At 61.5% G+C, this 19,828-nt stretch carries 13 protein-coding genes; 5 read left to right on the top strand and 8 right to left on the bottom strand.

The features are described 5' to 3' along the window. Nucleotides 1–250: 250 nt before the first annotated feature. Nucleotides 251–1,414: a type III PLP-dependent enzyme gene (locus KGA96_RS17630; protein WP_046043936.1), complete on the top strand. Its 1,164-nt coding sequence runs from the start codon at nt 251–253 to the stop codon at nt 1,412–1,414. An 83-nt stretch (nt 1,415–1,497) separates the two neighbouring features. On the opposite strand, the gene ltrA is transcribed toward KGA96_RS17630, so the two are convergent. The 3 genes from ltrA to KGA96_RS17615 form a co-directional block, all read right to left on the bottom strand. Then, a complete protein-coding gene (gene ltrA, locus KGA96_RS17625) occupies nt 1,498–2,919 on the bottom strand; it encodes a group II intron reverse transcriptase/maturase (protein ID WP_223514029.1) in 1,422 nt (473 codons plus the stop codon). A gap of 472 nt (nt 2,920–3,391) precedes the next feature. Further along, nucleotides 3,392–4,150, bottom strand: a complete 759-nt coding sequence (locus KGA96_RS17620; RefSeq protein WP_223514026.1) for a tetratricopeptide repeat protein — start codon at nt 4,148–4,150, stop codon at nt 3,392–3,394. After that, complete coding sequence (locus tag KGA96_RS17615; RefSeq protein WP_223514019.1) at nt 4,151–4,831, bottom strand: Fe2+-dependent dioxygenase; 681 nt, start codon at nt 4,829–4,831, stop codon at nt 4,151–4,153. Nucleotides 4,832–5,038: 207 nt separating this feature from the next. Between KGA96_RS17615 and KGA96_RS17610 the strand changes: the two genes are divergently transcribed. Continuing rightward, complete coding sequence (locus KGA96_RS17610) at nt 5,039–7,363, top strand: TonB-dependent receptor (protein ID WP_223514016.1); 2,325 nt, start codon at nt 5,039–5,041, stop codon at nt 7,361–7,363. Nucleotides 7,364–7,519: 156 nt separating this feature from the next. Further along, nucleotides 7,520–10,048 (top strand): PepSY domain-containing protein, encoded by a 2,529-nt coding sequence (locus KGA96_RS17605; RefSeq protein ID WP_223514013.1) that lies wholly within the window; start codon nt 7,520–7,522, stop codon nt 10,046–10,048. 59 nt (nt 10,049–10,107) lie between these two features. On the opposite strand, the gene KGA96_RS17600 is transcribed toward KGA96_RS17605, so the two are convergent. The 4 genes from KGA96_RS17600 to ptsP form a co-directional block, all read right to left on the bottom strand. Continuing rightward, nucleotides 10,108–11,649: an alkaline phosphatase D family protein gene (locus KGA96_RS17600; protein ID WP_223514010.1), complete on the bottom strand. Its 1,542-nt coding sequence runs from the start codon at nt 11,647–11,649 to the stop codon at nt 10,108–10,110. Nucleotides 11,650–11,733: 84 nt separating this feature from the next. Then, on the bottom strand, nt 11,734–13,473 hold the full coding sequence (locus KGA96_RS17595) for a PTS fructose-like transporter subunit IIB (protein ID WP_223514007.1): 1,740 nt from the start codon (nt 13,471–13,473) through the stop codon (nt 11,734–11,736). Between the two features lie 11 nt (nt 13,474–13,484). Continuing rightward, nucleotides 13,485–14,426 (bottom strand): 1-phosphofructokinase, encoded by a 942-nt coding sequence (gene pfkB, locus KGA96_RS17590; RefSeq protein ID WP_046038736.1) that lies wholly within the window; start codon nt 14,424–14,426, stop codon nt 13,485–13,487. Beyond that, the gene (gene ptsP / locus KGA96_RS17585; RefSeq protein ID WP_223466093.1) at nt 14,426–17,287 is read right to left on the bottom strand and encodes a phosphoenolpyruvate--protein phosphotransferase; all 2,862 of its coding nucleotides are present in this window, start codon (nt 17,285–17,287) and stop codon (nt 14,426–14,428) included. The genes pfkB and ptsP overlap by 1 nt, the downstream gene beginning before the upstream one ends. Before the next feature lie 290 nt (nt 17,288–17,577). Here ptsP and cra point away from each other — a divergent pair, with 290 nt between their 5' ends. Continuing rightward, a complete protein-coding gene (gene cra / locus KGA96_RS17580; RefSeq protein ID WP_046038732.1) occupies nt 17,578–18,573 on the top strand; it encodes a catabolite repressor/activator in 996 nt (331 codons plus the stop codon). A gap of 3 nt (nt 18,574–18,576) precedes the next feature. Next, nucleotides 18,577–19,353, top strand: a complete 777-nt coding sequence (locus tag KGA96_RS17575) for a TatD family hydrolase (RefSeq protein ID WP_046038730.1) — start codon at nt 18,577–18,579, stop codon at nt 19,351–19,353. Here the strand turns inward: KGA96_RS17575 and KGA96_RS17570 are convergent, their stop codons facing one another. Beyond that, entirely contained in the window at nt 19,354–19,743 is a 390-nt protein-coding gene (locus KGA96_RS17570) for a hypothetical protein (protein WP_046038728.1), read from the bottom strand. Nucleotides 19,744–19,828: the final 85 nt, after the last annotated feature.

The raw sequence follows: 19,828 nt of genomic DNA, 5'->3' as shown, positions 1-19,828 counted from the left end.
AAACGCGACATTTTTTGTTGATCTCAAGCCCCTCACGCCCTAAAGTTCGCGCCGAACGTCCATGCTGGAAACGATCCATCCGGCTCAAGTACTGACGACGAGACAGCAAGGCCAAGGGAAAGCTGCACTTCCCATGGCCTTTTTGCTTTCGGCGACATGCCTTGGGAAGTAGGCGAACCAAAGTGGGGATACGGAGGACGTTCATTTGCACCCATTGATTACTAACGTTTGCCAGTAGGAGCTCCCAGGTATGTCGATCCAGGTCGAAGACTATTTCGCGCGCGAAACCTTTCAGAAAATGAAGGCGTTCGCCGACAAACAGGAAACCCCGTTCGTGGTGATCGACACCGCGATGATCAGCCAGGCCTATGACGACCTGCGCGCCGGTTTCGAATTCGCCAAGATCTACTACGCGGTCAAGGCCAACCCGGCCGTCGAGATCATCGACCTGCTCAAAGAGAAAGGCTCGAGCTTCGACATCGCCTCGATCTATGAACTGGACAAAGTGCTCGATCGCGGCGTCAGCGCCGACCACATCAGCTACGGCAACACCATCAAGAAATCCAAGGACATCCGCTACTTCTACGAGAAGGGCGTGCGTCTGTTCGCCACCGACTCCGAAGCCGACCTGCGCAACATCGCCAAGGCCGCTCCGGGTGCAAAAGTTTATGTACGTATCCTGACCGAAGGCTCGACCACCGCCGACTGGCCGTTGTCGCGTAAATTCGGCTGCCAGACCGACATGGCCATGGACCTGCTGATCCTCGCTCGCGACCTGGGCCTGGTGCCTTACGGCATCTCCTTCCACGTCGGCTCGCAGCAGCGCGACATCAGCGTCTGGGACGCAGCGATCGCCAAAGTCAAAGTGATCTTCGAGCGTTTGAAAGAAGAAGACGGCATCCACCTGAAGCTGATCAACATGGGCGGCGGCTTCCCGGCCAACTACATCACCCGTACCAACAGCCTGGAAACCTACGCCGAGGAAATCATCCGCTTCCTGAAGGAAGACTTCGGTGATGACCTGCCGGAAATTATCCTCGAGCCAGGCCGCTCGTTGATCGCCAACGCCGGCATCCTGGTCAGCGAAGTAGTGCTGGTCGCGCGCAAATCCCGTACCGCTGTCGAGCGCTGGGTGTACACGGATGTGGGCAAGTTCTCCGGCCTGATCGAAACCATGGACGAAGCCATCAAGTTCCCGATCTGGACCGAGAAAAAAGGCGAGATGGAAGAAGTGGTCATCGCCGGCCCTACCTGCGACAGCGCCGACATCATGTACGAAAACTACAAGTACGGCCTGCCACTGAACCTGGCCATCGGTGATCGCCTGTACTGGCTGTCGACCGGTGCGTACACCACCAGCTACAGCGCCGTCGAATTCAATGGCTTCCCGCCGCTGAAGTCGTTCTACGTGTAAATACTGCGTAGAATCGAGTAGGAGGCGGCTTTACAGCCGCCGTCCTCTCACACCACCGTACGTACGGATCCGTATACGGCGGTTCAAGTTATGCGATTAAGCCGAGTTATCGTATCCGGTATTGAGACCAGACCAAGCCGATCCCACAGTTTCTTCGGTAGCGCGTGATTCAAATGCGCAGCTCCTGAGCTCCACCATGGGCCACGACCATTGAACGCCGATATGCAGGCGCGATGCCTACTGAGCCCCAGGCGTATCAAGTTACGAGCCCTTGTTGAGGGCTGTTTCCATTGACGCCATACGGCGCAGCGCAGCTTACGACGCACCCAGCCATCAAGCACCTCAAGTGGCCGCTTGCTTTGACTTAGCTTGAAGTAGCCAGCCCAACCACGCAGCATAGGGTTTATCCGCACGATGACGGTTGCCATCTTGCAACCCCGCGCTTTGTGTAGCAGGTCCCTGACTCGGTCACGTAAGCGACCCAGACTCATCGTCGCCACTCTTAACTTCGGCTGTCGGTGCCAGCTCATCCCATAACCCAGATAGTCACAGACCCAAGGCCGTGCCACACGGCTCTTTTCCCTATTCAGCGTCAGTTTCAGACGCTGGATCAGGAAGCACTCAACGCTGACCATCACTCGTTCACCCGCCCGACAACTGCGCACATAAATGTTGGCGTCGTCGGCGTAACGCACGAAGCGATGGCCCCGCCGCTCCAATTCACGATCAAGTTCGTTGAGCAGGATATTCGACAGCAACGGCGAGAGCGGGCCGCCTTGCGGCGTCCCTTCCTGCCGTCGGCTGACGAGACCGCCTGACATCGTTCCCGCTTCGAGGTAGCGACGGATCAGCGTGAGGACGCGTTTGTCTTCGATTTGACGCGCAACATGGGCCATCAGAACATCATGATTAACCCGATCAAAGAACTTCTCCAGATCGAGTTCCACGCACCAGCGGTGACCCGCCGCCGCGTGGGCACGGGCCGTTTCGATAGCTTGATGGGCGCTTCTGCCCGGACGAAAGCCGTAGCTGTAGTCCGAGAACAGCGGATCAAAGATAGGTGTGAGCTGTTGCAGCAAAGCCTGTTGGATCAGGCGATCCACGACACAGGGAATGCCCAGTTGCCGTGTTCCGCCTTTAGGTTTTGGGATGTCGACGGCGCGTACACCTTGCGGTTGGTACTCGCCGGCCAGCAACCGAGTCTTGAGGTTCGGCCAATACTGTTTCACGTAGCCTGCCAATTGGTCGACCGTCATGCCATCGGCACCCGGTGCGCCCTTGTTGCTGACTACGCGTTGATACGCACGCTTGAGGTTAGCGGGTGCGAGCACCTGCTCCATCAGCGTGTCCGGCTCCGCGTTCGTCCACGCCACAGACGCCGCCGATACCTGTGCGCTGTCAGTCGTCATCCGCGGATACTGTCCGGGACTCGGAGTAACAGTCTTCTCTGCGAGAAATTTCTGCATTTCGGTATCCAACGAGACTCTGACGCCTACCAGCGGCATAACCTGTTCAGCCCTTGGTGACGCGGTTATTCGCCACTTACTACGGCCTCGGCTGACTTCTGCACGTTCATCCCGTCGCCTCTCGGCCTTCGGTAGCACAGTGGCAAACGTGCAGATCTCCCAGGGTAATTCGCGTGACCTTCCTGCTTATGCCTGTTGGATCTACGTCGCAACGTTCCGTGCAAGTATTGGGCTTTGAGGAAGTTTGCCCCCTTACCCCGCTGCGCCGCCTAATCCACTTCCTGTTCGTCAGGCCAGCATTTTGCCTCGGGCTTCCTTCAGATTCGCAGTCACCCGCGACACCCTTGCCTCTGGCTAACACTTCCCCTTGCCGGGTGTGTAGAGGACTTTCACCTCCAAGTCACCAGCGCGGCCACCACAGCCAAGCCGGTTGCGCTTGCGCGCAACGCGCCATGCCTGGCGCACAAACAAAAAGCCCATGACATGTCATGGGCTTTTTTGTGCCTGCAATTCAGCGACTCTCCAGCTCGGCGCAGCGACCGGCATATTCCGCGGCCAATGCCTGAATCCGCGAGTCCATTGCACTGGCCAGCGTCTGGCTCGCCACCCGCAGGAAGTTCGGGTTGCCGTTCGCCAGCGCCTTGCGCAGCCAGCCTAGTGCTTCGTCGATATAGCCGGTGTGGGCCAAAAACGCCGCATGGCTGAACTGCCCCCGAAAGTCCCCGCCCTCGGCCGAACGCCGATACCAGTCGCGGGCCGCTCGCAAATCCATGGGACACACACGCCCCTCTTCCAGATATCGACCCAGAAGATTCATCGATTTGGCATGGCCCAAGTGTGCCGCGCGTTGATAGAAGCTGAACGCCGACGCCTGATCCTTATTTACCCCGCGTCCTGTGGCGAGCAGATTGGCGTAGTTGTACATCGCCCAATCCAGCCCGGCCTGTGCCGCGACTCGATAGTGCCGTGCGGCAAGCGATGCGTCGGCAACACAACCCCAGCCATGCTCATGACAACGACCGAGCATGTTGCGCGCCATCAGGTGCCCTTGGCGCGCGGCGATGCCGAACCAGCTCAGCGCCAGCGGCTGGTCCTGCGCGATCCCCTGGCCGTCGAGCAGAATCTGCCCGAGCAAGGCTTGGGCTTCGACCTCACCTTCGCGCGCGGCAATCAGGATGGCCTGGGCCGCCCGGGCCGGACTTTCGTCGAGCATCGAGCGCAGGCGTTCACCGTCGAGCATTTCCTCGCGGCGTAAACGAAAATCCGCCACTTAGACCTCGACCCAGCGACGCAACAGGTTGTGATAGGTGCCGGTCAGGCGGATCAGCGATGGATGATCGGGCACATCGCGGGTCAGTTGCTGGATTGCCCCGTCCATCTCGAACAACAGGGCGCGCTGGCTGTCTTCACGCACCAGGCTTTGCGTCCAGAAAAACGAGGCGAGTCGCGTTCCGCGTGTCACCGCGTTGACCTTGTGCAGACTGGTGCCGGGGTACAGCACCATGTCGCCGGCAGGCAGCTTCACCCGTTGGGTGCCGAAGGTGTCCTGGATTTCCAGCTCGCCGCCGTCGTAATCCTCTGGCTCGCTGAAAAACAGCGTGGTGGACAAATCCGTCCGCACCCGCTCGATGCCACCTTTGGGCTGACGCACTGCGTTGTCGATATGGAAGTCGAAACTGCCACCGGCGGTGTAACAGTTCAACAACGGAGGAAAGACTTTGTGCGGCAAGGCTGCTGACATGAACAGCGGGTTTTTCCACAGCCGCTCCAGCATCGCCGCGCCGATCTCCTTGGCCAGCGGATGCCCTTCCGGCAACTGCAAATTGTGCTTGGCCTTCGCTGACTGGTAGCCGGCGGTGATCTTGCCATCGGCCCAATCGGCTTGCTCCAGAGCCTCGCGAATGCGCTGCACCTCGTCTTTTTCAAACAGGCCGGGAATGTGCAGCAGCATGACAAAGGCACCTGAAACCAAAGGGATGGTAATGGTATTGATTCTTATTGCTCATGTAAAACACATCTGACGAATGAGTCAGCAGAAACCGTAAGGTTAAATTGTAAAGATTGTAAATTCAGTGCGAATAGTAATGTTTCGCAATTGTTACGAATACCTATTTACCCTATATTCCGCGGCCTCAAATCCTTGGGGAGGGGAATTCAAATGTCGCGTCAACAACCACAAGTACCGGTCAGCTCACCACGTCTGCTCGCATCCGCCATCGGCATGGCGATTACAGCCAGCTCTGCGGGCCACATGGTTTTCGCAGCGGAAAAAACCGACGAAAAAGCACCGGACAAAGTGATTTCGCTGGGCGCCACTGCCATCACTGGCGTAGCCCAGGACGAGACGACCTACAACGTAGAGAAAGCCTCCTCGCCCAAGTACACCGCGCCGCTGATCGACACGCCGCGTTCGGTGACCGTTGTTCCGCAGCAGGTCTTGAAAGATACCGGCTCGCTCAACTTGCAGGACGCGCTGCGTACTGTTCCAGGCATCACCTTCGGTGCCGGTGAAGGTGGCAACCCCCAGGGTGACCGTCCGTTCATCCGCGGCTTCGACGCCCAGGGCGACACCTACCTGGACGGCGTGCGCGACACCGGCTCACAGAGCCGCGAAATCTTCGCCGTTGAGTCGATTGAAGTCAGCAAGGGCCCGAACTCGGCCATCGGCGGCCGTGGCGCTGCGGGCGGCAGCATCAACCTGGTCAGCAAGAAAGCTCACCTGGGCGATTCGCTCGACGGTGGTTTCACCTGGGGCTCCGACCAGACCCAGCGCTACACCTTCGACGGCAACTACCAGTTCACCGACACCGCCGCCGGCCGTCTGAACCTGCTGAGCCACGAGAGCAACGTCGCCGGACGTGACAGCGTCAACTACGACCGTTGGGGTGTTGCACCGTCCCTGGCCTTCGGCCTGGGCACCGACACCCGCGTCAACCTCGACTACTACCATCTCGAAAGCAACGACCTGCCGGACTCGGGTATTCCGTACTCCATCCCGGTCGGTGGCTCGACTGCCCGTACCAAGGCCAACCCGGACAAGCCGAATGACGGCGGCGACAGCAGCAATTTTTATGGTTTGACCGACCGCGACTTCCGCAAGACCCGCACCGACACGGCGACCTTCGCCATCGAGCACGACCTGAGCGACTCGCTGACCATCAAGAACACCCTGCGTCACGGCACCAGCATGCAGGACTACATCCTGACCCAGCCGGACGACAGTAAGGGCAACGTCAACAACGGCAGCGTCTGGCGCCGGGCGAACACCCGTGTGAGCAACACCGAGACCACGACCAACCAGACCGACCTGTTTGGTGATGTGTACATCGCCGGGTTCAAGAACAGCTTCTCCACCGGTGTCGAATACACCCACGAGGAAAGCGAAAAATCGACGTACAACGTCAACACGGACACCACCCCGGGAACGGCAGCGGTAACCACCAACTGCTCCCCGGCAATGATCGGCGCGCCAAGCGGTTACAACTGCACATCGCTGTCCAACCCGAACCAGAATGATCCATGGAGCGGCGCCATCTCGCGCAACTATGCCGGCACCGACACCAAGGCCAACACCTACGCACTGTATGTGTTCGACACTCTGACATTGTCCGAGCAGTGGCTGGTGAACATGGGCCTGCGCTACGACCACTTCGATACCGACTACAAAACCTTCAACGGTTCCAGCGTGACCACGTCCAAGGGCGATGACACAAGCGAATTCGTTACCGGTCAGTTCGGTGTGGTGTACAAACCAGCCGAGAACGGCAGCATCTATGCGTCCTACGCGACGTCCGCCACCCCACCGGGCAACACCCTCGGTGAAGGCATGGACGGCAACCCGCTGGGCGGCACGCCGGATCGCAACGGCAACCTGCTGAAAAGCGACATGGAGCCGGAAACCACCAAGAACTACGAAATCGGTACCAAGTGGGATCTGCTGAACAATCGTTTGTCCCTGACCGCCGACATCTTCCGCACCGAGAAAGACAACGCTCGTGTGCAGACCAATACCACCACCTTCGAAAACATCGGAAAAACCCGCGTTCAAGGTGTAGAACTGTCGGCCAGCGGCAAGCTCACCGACAAATGGCAGGTCTTCGCCGGTTACGCCTACATGGACAGCGAGCAAGTCGATGGCGGCGACCTGCCGGCAAACAAAGCCAATAACGGCAACGAACTGCCTAACACGCCGAAGAACAGCGCCAGCCTGTGGACGACCTATCAAGTCACGCCAAGGCTGACCATCGGTGGCGGCGCGTTCTATGTCGATGACGTGTTCGGCAGTGCCGCCAACACCACCATGGTCGATTCCTACGTTCGTTACGACGCGATGGCGGCCTACAAGCTGACCAAGAATGTCGACCTGCAACTGAACGTGCAGAACCTGACCGACGAAACCTACTACGACAAGGCGTTCTCGACTCACTTCGCCAACCAGGCGGCCGGTCGCACCGCTTTGCTGAGCACCAACTTCCACTTCTGATTGCCACTTACGCTCCCACAAGGGAGGGTGAAATCAGACCCGGCCCCGTTCATTCACATGAACGGGGCCTTTGTGTGTAAAAAAGAATGCTTCTCGACAACCCCACGGCATAATGCGCGCCGTGATGAATCAATTTGAACGAACAAGGCGAGCGACGTGTTGAAGAAAACCCTGTTCCAGTTGCACTGGTTTTTCGGCATCAGCGCCGGGCTGGTCCTGGCCCTGATGGGCATCACCGGCGCGGTGGTGTCGTTTCAGGATGAAATCCTGAGCACACTCAACCCTTCTGTGTTGCAGGTCGAAAAACAGGTCGCCGGTGTGCTGCCGCCCGCCGAACTGGTGGAGCACATCGAAGCCGCGTCGGGCAAAAAAGTCTCGATGCTCACCGTGGAAACCGACAGCGGCAACGCCGCCAAAGTGTGGTTCACCCCGCCACCGGGCGAGCGCCGTGGCGAGATGCGCTACTTCGACCCCTACACCGCCGAGTTCCTCGGCAACGCCACCGGCCAGGATTTCTTCGGCCTGATGCTGCAACTGCACCGCTTCCTCGCCATGGGCGACACGGGTCGGCAGATCACCGGCGCGTGCACGCTGATCCTGGTGTTCTTCTGCCTGTCCGGCCTGTACCTGCGCTGGCCTCGCCAATGGAAAAGCTGGCGCGCCTGGCTGACACTGGACTGGAAGAAAAAGGGCCGCAGCTTCAACTGGGATCTGCACTCGGTGGCCGGCACCTGGTGCCTGGTGTTTTACCTCCTGGCAGCGCTGACCGGATTGTCCTGGTCCTACGAGTGGTACAACAAGGGCCTGACCCGCTTGCTCTCCGACTCACCGCAGAGCGAACGCGTGCGCGGCGGACGCGGCCCAGCGCCTAGCGGTCCGGCACCGACGGCCGATTACGCGGCGATGTGGAGCAGCATCTACAGCGCGGCCGGTCCGCAACTCAGTTCCTATAACGTGCGCATGCCGCCCGTGGCCGGCCAACCCGCGACCGTGTACTTCCTGCTGAAGACTTCGCCTCACGACCGCGCCCTGAACCAGATCACCCTCGACCCGGCCACCGGCGTGGTCAAACGGGTTGATCGCTACAGCGACAAGAGCCTCAAGGCGCAACTGCTGACCAGCATCTATGCGCTGCACGTCGGCAGCTACTTCGGCATCGTCGGACGCATCATCCTGACCATTACTGCGCTGACCATGCCGCTGTTCTTCGTCACCGGCTGGATGCTGTACCTGGATCGTCGGAGCAAAAAACGCCAGATCAAGGATGCGCGCAAAGACCTCGTGCAAACCGCCAGCGATGCGCCGGCGTGGCTGATCGGCTTTGCCAGCCAAAGTGGTTTTGCCGAGCAACTGGCGTGGCAGACCGCCGGACAATTGCAGGCCGCAGGGCTACCGGTGAAGGTGCAACCGTTGGCCGACGTCAGCGAGCAGGACTTGCATGATTCGGACAATGCCTTGTTCGTGGTCAGCACCTTCGGCGACGGCGAAGCACCGGACAGCGCCCGCGGTTTCGAACGCAAGGTACTGGGCCAGGCACCGAGCCTGGGACGCCTCAATTACGCCGTCCTGGGGTTGGGTGACCGGCAGTATCAACACTTCTGCGGTTTCGCCAAACGCCTGCACGCCTGGTTGGGCGAACATGGCGCAAAGACCCTGTTCGCCCCGGTGGAAGTCGACAGCGGTGACCCTTATGCCTTGCGTCACTGGCAACAGCAACTGGGCCTGTTGACCGGCCAGGCCCCCGTGGATACCTGGCAAGCGCCCAGCTACGACAACTGGACCCTGCTGCGTCGTGAATTGCTCAACCCGGACAGCAGTGGTGCGCCGGTGTACTTGTTGGGCCTCAAGCCTCCTTCCACCAGCAGCTGGCTGGCGGGCGACCTGGTGGAAGTGTTGCCGCGCAATTGCCCTTGGGCCATCGAACATTTCCTCGACGGCATGGGCATTCACGGTGAAACCAAGGTGCAACTCAACGGCCTGGAAGAAACCCTCGAACAGGCCCTGGCCACCCGCCAGTTGCCGGAGAACCGCGCCCACCTGGTCGGCCTGCACGCGCAGGCGCTGGCAGAGGCCCTCGTGCCGTTGGCCATGCGTGAGTACTCCATTGCGTCGATCCCGGCCGATGGCGTGCTGGAATTGATCGTGCGCCAGGAAGTGCATGCCGACGGTAATCTCGGCGTCGGCTCCGGCTGGCTGACCGAACACGCGCCAGTGGGCAGTTCCATCAGCCTGCGCGTGCGGCGCAACAGTGGTTTCCATCTGCCGGCCCAACCGGTACCGATGATCCTGCTGGGCAATGGCACGGGGCTGGCCGGGTTGCGCAGCCTGCTCAAGGCACGGATTGCCGATGGTCAGCAACGTCACTGGCTGCTGTTTGGCGAGCGCCATCGCGAGCACGACTACCTGTGCCGAAAGGAGCTGGAGGAGTGGCTGATCAATGGTGATCTGGCGCGCCTCGACCTGGCATTTTCCCGCGACCAGGCCGAAAAGATTTACGTACAGGATCGCCTGCGTGAATCGGCAGCCGAGCTCAAGAAGTGGCTGGCGGACGATGCCGTGATCTACATCTGCGGCAGCCTTCGAGGCATGGCTTCAGGCGTGGACCAGGTGCTCAACGAGGTACTGGGCGCCGCCGAAGTGGAGCGGCTGATCGAACAGGGCCGCTACCGCCGCGACGTGTACTGATTCACCACATCCCAACGTGGGAGCGGGCTTGCTCGCTCCCACAGGGGGTCATGTGTCGGTCAAACCGGCTGCAACTTCTGCTCGAAAACCGACACCCCGTCCAGATCGCGCAACACCACGCTCAACTCCCCGCTCTGCCCATCGATATTCACCTCGCCAAAAAACTGAAACCCGGCAAACGGCGAGACGTTCTGCGCGGGCGGCGCCTTTTCGAACACCACTTCAGGGCCGAAGGTTTTATCCAGCGGATTAGGCCCAAAACTGCCGGCATTCAATGGCCCGGCGACGAACTCCCAGAACGGTTCGAAATCCTGGAACGCCGCCCGATCCGGGTGGTAATGATGGGCCGCGCAGTAATGCACATCCGCGGTCAGGAACAGGAAATTGCGCACCTGCTGCGCCCGCAGAAAACCGAGCAATTCGGCGATTTCCAGTTCGCGCCCCTGGGCCGGGCCGGGGTCACCGTTGGCCACCGCTTCCCAACGCGCGACACCCGGACTGACTTCACCGTCGGGCACGCCGAGGCCAATGGGCATGTCGGCGGCGATGACTTTCCATTGTGCGTTCGAGGCCTGCATTTCGCGCTTGAGCCAATCCAGTTGCTCACGACCGAGGAAGGGTTTTTCAGCGCCCAGATTGTCATCGTTGGCCCCGCGATAGCTGCGCATGTCGAGTACAAATACATCGAGCAGCGGCCCGTAACCGAGCTTGCGATAGATCCGCCCGCCACCATCGCCGCTCTGCAAACGCATCGGCGCGTATTCGAGCCAGGCCTGGCGTGCGCGGCCCACCAGGCTGTGGATATCTTTGTCCCGGTAACGCGCATCCAGCTGCTTGCCCGGCGACCAGTTGTTCACCACTTCGTGGTCATCCCACTGCCAGATCTGCGGGACCTCGGCGTTGAAGCGACGGATGTTTTCGTCCATCAGGTTGTAGCGATAGTTGCCGCGATACTCATCGAGGGTTTCGGCGACTTTGCTCTTGGCCTCGGTGGTGATGTTGCGCCACACCCGGCCGCCTTCCGCGGTGATCTGCGCCGGGATCGGGCCGTCGGCGTAAATGGTGTCGCCGCTGTGGATAAAAAAGTCTGGCAGACGCAGACGCATTGCTTCGTAGATGCGCATGCCACCAATGTCCGGGTTGATGCCGAAGCCCTGGCCGACGGTGTCGCCGCTCCAGACAAAACGGATATCGCGACGGGTCTGCGGCACGCTGCGCAAGTGACCGAACCAGGGCTCGCTGGCAACGCCGCTCTGGGCGTCTTCAAACTGCACACGATAGAAAATCGCCTGATCGGCGGGCAGCCCAGTGAGTTCGACCCGGGCAGTGAAATCGGTGCGCGCATCCGCCAGGGGCGAGACGAATCGCCGGGGGTTGGGAAACAGGCTGCGGGTGTCCCACTCCACCACCATCCGCGCGGGGCGGTCGCAGCGGCTCCAGATGATCGCCCGGTCGCCTAGCAGGTCGCCAGACTGCACGCCGTCGGTGAGTTGCGGCCGATCCTTGACCGAAGCGATCACCGCCGGCGCCAGCCCCGGCAACAACAGCCCGGCGCCGACTGCTTGCATGACACGACGGCGCCCGAGGTTGAAATCGCTCATGGTGTTCTCCCTGAAAAAGGAAAAACTAAAGCATGGACCTATGACCCTGGCATGACACAGATCCCTTGTGGGAGCGGGCAAGTGTCAGGCGGTGACGGGTTCTACCGCCAACTCCACCACCTCCGGTCGTTTCACCAGCGCATACACCACCGCAGTCAACAGGCTCCCCGCCACAATCGCCAACAAATAAAGCAGCGCGTGGTTGATCGCATTCGGGATCGCCAGCACGAACAACCCACCGTGGGGTGCCATCAGTTTGCAGCCGAAATACATCGACAGCGCACCGGTCAGCGCACCGCCGGCGATGCTCGCCGGAATCACCCGCAACGGATCTTTCGCCGCAAACGGAATCGCCCCTTCGGAGATGAAGCACAGCCCCAGCACCAGCGCTGCCTTACCGGCCTCGCGCTCAGTCTGCGCGAACTTGCGTCGGGCAATGAACGTGGCGATGCCCAGGCCGATCGGCGGCACCATGCCGGCCGCCATGGTCGCCGCCATCGGCGCGTAACTCTGCGACGCCAGCAAGCCCACCGAGAACGCATAGGCCGCCTTGTTGATCGGCCCGCCGAGGTCGACGCACATCATGCCGCCCAGCAACACACCCAGCAGAATCGCATTGGTGGTGCCCATGCTGTCGAGGAAATGCGTAAGCCCGGAAAGCATCCCGGCCACCGGTTTGCCGACCACGTAGATCATCACCAGACCGGTGAACAGACTCGCCAGCAGCGGGATGATCAGGATCGGCTTCAGCGCCTCAAGGCTCTGCGGCAATCGCGCATAACGGTTGATCGCCTTGGCCGCGTAACCGGCAAGGAAACCGGCAATGATCCCGCCGATGAAACCGGCACCCAGGGTACTCGCCAGCAGGCCGCCGATCATCCCCGGCGCGAGGCCCGGACGGTCGGCGATGGAATAGGCGATATAGCCTGCCAGCAGCGGCACCATCAGCTTGAACGCGGTGTCGCCACCGATCTGCATCAACGCCGCCGCCAGCGTGCCCTCCTCCTTGAACGCGGTGATGCCGAACACGAACGACAGGGCGATCATCAAGCCACCGGCCACCACCATCGGCAACATGAACGACACGCCGGTCAGAAGGTGTTTATAGACGCCGGTCTTCTCCTGTTTGGCCGTTGTCTTGGCAGCGCTCGATGCGCTTTCCTGCTGGCCTTCGGCCAAGGCCTTTTTCAAGGTCGCTTCAGCTTGCTTGAGAGCAATGCCGGTGCCGCAGCGATAGATTTTCTTGCCGGCGAAACGCTCGGTGGCGACTTCGATATCGGCCGCCAGCAGCACCACATCGGCCTCGGCAATGGCTTGCGCGCTCAACGGATTGCGTGCGCCGACCGAGCCCTGGGTTTCCACTTGCAAGTCATAGCCCAGGCGCTTGGCCGCTTGCTGCAAGGCCTCGGCGGCCATGAACGTGTGAGCGACACCCGTCGGGCACGCGGTGACGGCCACCAGTCGCGGCGCGTTCTGGACGACCGCCACAGGTTCGACGACGGTTTCGGTAGCGACGTAGACCTGTGCCTCCTGCGCTCCCCGCCGCAGCACCGTTTCCACGTCCTGCAAGGCCTGAGCCGGAGTGCTCTGGAACACCCGCTTGCCGACAAACCGCGACATGTCCACTGGCGCGCTGGTCACCAGCAGCACCCACTCGGCCGCGTCGAGGGTGGCCGCCGACAGTTGCTTTTCGGGATGCGCGGCATCGGTGACTTCGACACTGGTGCTCCAGCCCTGACGCTGGGCCGCAGCGTCGAGCAGCCGGGCACACAGCACACTGGTGACCATGCCGTTCGGGCAGGCCGTAATGATGGCTAACTTCATGACAAACCCTCTTATTGTTCTGTCAGGGGACGCACGCGCACACCCTGTTCGAGCTGCGCCAGTTGCGCTGCGTCGCCAATGCCGAATCCGATCTGGGTCACCGCCATCGCGGCAATCGCCGTGGCGGTGCGCAAGGTCTGCTCCGGCGTATCGGCACTGAGCAAACCGTGGAGCATCCCCGCCAGCAACGAATCACCCGCGCCCACCGTGCTGGCGACGCTGACCTTGGGTGGCGTGGCATGCAGTGCCGAGCCGACGCTGAACCAGTTCACGCCTTCGGCACCGTGGGAGATCACCACATGCTCGATGCCCTGGGCGTGCAAGCGCTCCGCCGCCAAGGCCTGGGCACTGACCGACACGACCTCGCAGTCCAGCACCTCGGCCAGCTCTTCAGTGTTGGGCTTGATCAGCCACGGCCCCGCTTTGAGCGCTGCACGCAGCGCCTCACCGCTGGTGTCGAGGGCGACGTTCAGCCCCAGGTTTTTCAAGCGCAAGATCAACGCCTGCAACCATTGCGCGCTGACGCCCAACGGCAAGCTTCCGGCGACAACCACCGCATCGTGCCCCGGGGCAATCTGCTCCAGTCGATCGATCAAGGCCTGCTGCGCCGCTTCGCTGACCTGTGGCCCCGGCCCGTTGATGTCGGTGATGCGGCCATCGCTTTCCGCCAGTTTGATATTGCTGCGGGTCTCGCCCGGAACACGGATGAAGGCATCGACAAAGCCGCGTTTGGCGAACAATGTTTCGAACGCTTGCAGGTTGTCTTCGCCAAGAAAGCCACTGACGGTCAGCTGATGCCCAAGGTCCGCCAGCACCTGCGCCACGTTCACACCTTTGCCGGCGGCGTGGGTGTGCATCACATCGCTGCGGTTGACCTGGCCGGCTTCAAGGCGCGGCAACTGGACGGTCAGGTCCAGCGCCGGGTTGAGGGTCAGGGTAAGAATCCGGGCCATTACAGGGCCTCCACTAATGCGCGCACTTCATTGGCGCTGCCCACGGCCAAGGCCTGTCGGGCAAGGGTTTGAGTCTGAGTGAAGCCCAGTTCGCGAATCCGCGCCTTGACTTCGGCAATGCTGCGCGCCCCGACGCTGAGCTCATCCACCCCGAGGCCGACCAGCACCGGCACCGCCAGAGGGTCGGCCGCCAGCTCACCGCATACACCGACCCATTTGCCGTGGGCATGGGCCGCGCGCACGGTGATGTCGATCAGTTGCAGTACCGCCGGATGCAAACCATCGGCCTGGGCCGACAGCGTCGGATGGCCACGGTCGATGGCCAGGGTGTATTGGGTCAGGTCGTTGGTACCGACGCTGAAAAAATCGACCTCTTTGGCCAGCACCGGCGCCAGCAACGCCGCCGATGGCACTTCGATCATGATCCCCAGTTGCAGGTCGGCAACCGGGATTTCCTGGCGCAGGCGTTCGGTCATGTCACGGGCCTGGCGCCACTCGTCGACGCTGCCCACCATCGGGAACATGATCCGCAGCGGCCGGTTGTCGGCAGCCCGCAGCAAGGCGCGCAATTGCGCTTCCATGATCTGCGGGCGCTGCAAGGTCAGGCGAATGCCGCGCACGCCGAGGAAGGGGTTTTCTTCCTTCGCTATCGGCCAGTACGGTAGCGGTTTGTCGCCACCGACATCGAGGGTACGCACCACCAGCGGCCGCCCGGCCAGACCGTCGAGGACCCGGCGGTACTCGATTTCCTGAGTCGCTTCGTCGGGCGCCTGCGGGTGGGCCATGAAAATCAGTTCGGTGCGCAACAGGCCAATGCCTTCGGCGCCCTGCTCCACCGCGCTGGTCACGCCAGCGCTTTCACCAATGTTGGCGAACACTTCGACGGCGTGGCCATCGGTGGTCAGCGCCGGTTGATGACGCCGTTCCGCAGCCGCCTTCAAGCGCTGCTCGCGGGTATCGCGTTCGGCCGTGGCGCGCTGCAAGGTCGCCGCGTCAGCGTCCACATGCAGGCGACCACGCTGGCCATCGAGCAGCAACGGCGTACCCGGCGCCAGCAGCAACACGCCAGGGCCGGCGCCGACCAGTGCCGGAATGCCCAGAGCCCGGGCGACAATCGCACTGTGCGCAGTAGCGCCACCCCGGGCGGTGAGAATCCCCGCCACGCGAGCGGGGTCGAGACGCGCGACGTCGGACGGGCCGACCTCATCCATCACCAGAATGTACGGTTGGTCCGGTTCGCTCGGGGTTTCGATGCCGCTGAGCTGCATCAACACCCGACGCCCGATGTCGCGCAAGTCGGCAGCGCGCTCGGCGAGCAAGGCATCCTGCAACGCTTCCTGCTGCCGGGCCGCCGCTTCTATCACGGCCATCCACGCCGCCTCAGCGCTTTCGCCGTGCTTGAGGCGCGTATCGACCTCATCGGTCAGTTCCGGGTCGTCGAGCATCTCTTGGTGAGTGATGAAGATTTCGCGGATGGCTTTGCTTTTGCTGCGCTCGATCAGGCCCTGGATGTCACGGCGTACCTGCGCCAGAGCTTGCTGGAGACGTTCACGCTCGATGCCGGCAGACTCGCCGCGCAACGGGTAATCGATGGTTTGCAGCACTTGAATATGCGCCGGGCCGATGGCGATTCCCGGAGCGGCGGCAATAGCCTGGACCACACTGCCTGAAATTGGGGCGAGGACCACTTCGGCCACATCGCCAACGACTTCGCGCACCTGGCTTACCGGCGGCAGCGGTTCGACTTCCTCACCAAGACCTTCTTCGATGGCGGCCAACAAGGCCGGCAACGCATCCGCCGCGATGCTCGGTTCGGCGATGATTTCCAGGACCTGCCCCCGACGGGCGCCGAGGCTGAGCAACTTGCTCAAGCTCTTCACCGACACGGCACTGTCGTGACCATCGACGATGCGCACACGGATGTCACCGTCAAAACTCTTTGCCAGTTGCGCGAGGATTTTCGCCGGCCGCGCATGCAGACCGTGGGCGTTGGCCAATGCAATTCGCGTGCTGGGCCAGTCGGCGGGCACTTCACCACCGAGCACTTCGAGGACTTTGCGGCTGCTGGTGGCGCGCCCCAACTCATGGCCACGCCCTTCGATCAACAACGCGCACAGGCGTTCGAGCAGCGCTTGATGGGCCTCACCGAGGCTGGCCAGGCAGAACAATCCATTGAGTGGCTGGCCGAGATAGCGCAGCGGTCTGTCCGGGGTGACGAAGGCCAGGCCCGGACGCTTTACCGTCTGCTCGCTGTGCAGCCACCACAGGCCATCGCCCAGGGGCAGCGCTTCAACCTGCTGCAGCACTGCGGAGAAACCGTTGCTCACACAGTCGGCCTGCCGCAGCAGACGTGCGCCGCGCCAGACCAGCTCTTCGAAATCTTCGGCCGCCACACCGAGGCCGATCATCTGCGCATCCAGCGCCAGTTCCTGTGGCGCGCCTTGCAACAACTTCAGCAAGGCTTCGGCGGAACCGGCGCGACGCAGGGCCTGGCCCAGGTCAGTCTCGCCGAGGGCGCGGGTGAGCAATTGCAACAGGCGCAGATGCTCATCGGATTTGGCGGCGATACCGATCGCCAGGTAAACGATATGACCATCGCCCCAGTCCACGCCATCGGGGAACTGCATCAGGCGCACGCCGGTGGTGAACACCAGGTCGCGGGTTTCGGGGGTACCGTGGGGAATGGCAATACCTTGACCGAGAAAGGTCGAGCCCTGGGCTTCCCGCGCCTGCAAACCAGCGAGATAACCCTCGGCAACCAGGCCGTCGGCAACCAGATGCCGGGCCAGCAATTGCAGCGCTGCGGATTTATCCACAGCCGATTGGCCCATGGAAATCTGCTCTACAGTGAGCTCGAGCATGCTTTCTCCTTTTTGGCGCCTTGGGGCACCAGGTATTGTTTTGAATGAGTCAGCTTAGGCGCTTGGTCATCGCTTTTGGCGGTTTTACGGCAGAACCGGCCAAAGGCGCCTAAAACGTAGAAAATACGCCTGCTGAAACGTTTAATCTATATCGATTGGCACGTTACTCGATATTGGCCCATCCTTGAAGTCCAACTTGTCGGATGCGTTGCGACAATGGTCGCCTGCCTTAATCGGTTAGGATTGACGAAAATGTCGAGGCAATCTCGAAAAAACAAGGAAACAGCGGGTTGAAACTCAGTGATATCGCCCAGTTGGCCGGTGTGTCCGTCACCACCGCCAGCTATGTCATCAATGGCAAGGCCGAACAACAGCGCATCAGCAGCGCTACCGTCGAACGCGTGCGCGCGGTCGTCGAACAACATGGCTTCACGCCTAACCCGCAGGCTGCCGGTTTGCGCAGCCGGCACACCCGCACATTGGGGTTCATTCTGCCGGATCTGGAAAACCCCAGTTACGCGCGAATCGCCAAATTGCTGGAGCAAGGTGCGCGGGCCCGGGGTTATCAGTTGCTGATCGCAAGTTCCGACGATGCACCGGACAGCGAACGGCAATTGCTTCAACTGTTCCGCGCCCGGCGCTGCGACGCACTGATCGTTGCCAGCTGCCTGCCGGCCGGCGACGACAGCTATCGCCAATTGCAGGCCAAGGGCATTCCGATCATCGCCATCGACCGGGTCATGGAACCCGAGCATTTCTGCTCGGTGATCAGTGACGACCGCGAGGCCAGCCTGCAACTGACCCGCAGCCTGCTCGATCCCTTGCCCAAACAGATCGCGCTGATCGGCGCCCGCCCGGAGCTGAGCATCAGCCAGGAACGTTGCGCCGGCTTCAAAGAGGCGCTCGCCGGGTTCAACGGCGAGGTGCTGATCGAAGAAGGTGAGTCCTTCAGCCGCGAGTGCGGCAAACAACTGATGGAAGAGTTGCTGCAGCGTCTGGGCCATTTGCCCGATGCCCTGGTGACCACATCCTACGTGCTGCTTCAGGGCGTGTTCGATGCACTGCACGACTTCCCGTTGAAAAACCGCCCGCTGCGACTCGGCACATTCGGCGACACCCAGTTGCTGGACTTCCTGCCGCTACCGGTCAACGCCATGGCCCAGCAACACCAGTTGATCGCCGACAAGGCCCTCGCGCTGGCCCTGGCAGCCATCGAGCAGTCTGATTACCGGCCTGGCGTACAAGCCATCGCGCGCACGTTCAAGCAGCGTATTCGCCAGGACTGAACCGTGGAGCTGATCGACACCCACACCCATCTGGATTTTCCGGACTTCGACGCTGACCGTCAGGCGCTGCTGGCCGAAAGCCGCGCCCTCGGGGTGCGGCGGATCGTGGTGCTGGGGGTTTATCAGGCCAATTGGCAGCGAGTATGGGAGTTGGTGCAGAGTGATCCCGACCTGCACGCCGCGTTCGGATTGCACCCGGTTTACCTGGACGATCATCGCCCGCAACACCTCAGCGAACTCGCCGACTGGCTGACCCGTCTGGCTGGCCATCGACAACTGTGTGCCGTCGGCGAGATCGGCCTGGATTACTTCATCGAAACCCTGGACCGCGACCGCCAGCAGGCGTTGTTCGAGGCGCAATTGCAATTGGCGGCGGATTTCGCGCTTCCGGCATTGATCCATGTGCGGCGTAGCCATGCGGCGGTGATTGCCACGCTCAAACGCTTTCGCCTGAAACGGGCCGGCATCATCCACGCCTTCGCCGGCAGCCAGGAGGAAGCTCGGGAATACATCAAGCTTGGTTTCAAGCTCGGCCTTGGTGGCGCCCCGACCTGGCCGCAGGCGCTGCGCATGCACCGCGTGCTCGGCGAACTGCCACTGGATTCGGTGGTGCTGGAAACCGACTCCCCGGACATGGCCCCTGCCATGTTCCCCGGCCAGCGCAACAGCCCGGCACACCTGCCGGCGATCTGCACGGCACTGGCGCAATGGATGGCGATCAGCCCGGAACGACTGGCGGCTGCCAGCACCGCCAACAGCTGCGAAGTGTTCGGCTGGTAATCAGTCAGCGTGAGCCCTGGCAACTTCCAGGATCAGCGTCAGGTGCTGGCGCCGACGGAAGTAACGGACCACCGCGAAATACACGAACAAGACGATCAGCGAAGCATTCAGCTGTTCGATGACGCTGAGCATTCCCACCCACTCCATCACCAACGCCACCAGCAATGCGGTGCAGACCATCACCCGCAGGCTGGCGCGCAACAGTGAAAAAGAGTCGAGGGACTTGAAGCGCCGGATCTGTTCCGGACAACTTAACTGAACGCGTTTCTGACAGTGAGTACAGGTAAACGCTTCATTGATCGCAATGGCATTGAGTTGCCAGGGTTGCAGCAGCAACGTGCGCTGACAATGCGCACAGCGCCCCTGGACTCCTATTGTTGCAGCAGACATGAGCAAGCCTCCTCCAGGCGGTAAGCCGCGTTAATCTTCCTTGATTGAACTCAAAATGCCAGCGCACGAAGAGAATCAGGAGGAC

It is taken from the genome of Pseudomonas sp. GL-R-26 (assembly GCF_019947365.1).
GTDB lineage: Bacteria > Pseudomonadota > Gammaproteobacteria > Pseudomonadales > Pseudomonadaceae > Aquipseudomonas.
This window is presented reverse-complemented; position numbering and strand designations above follow the sequence as displayed.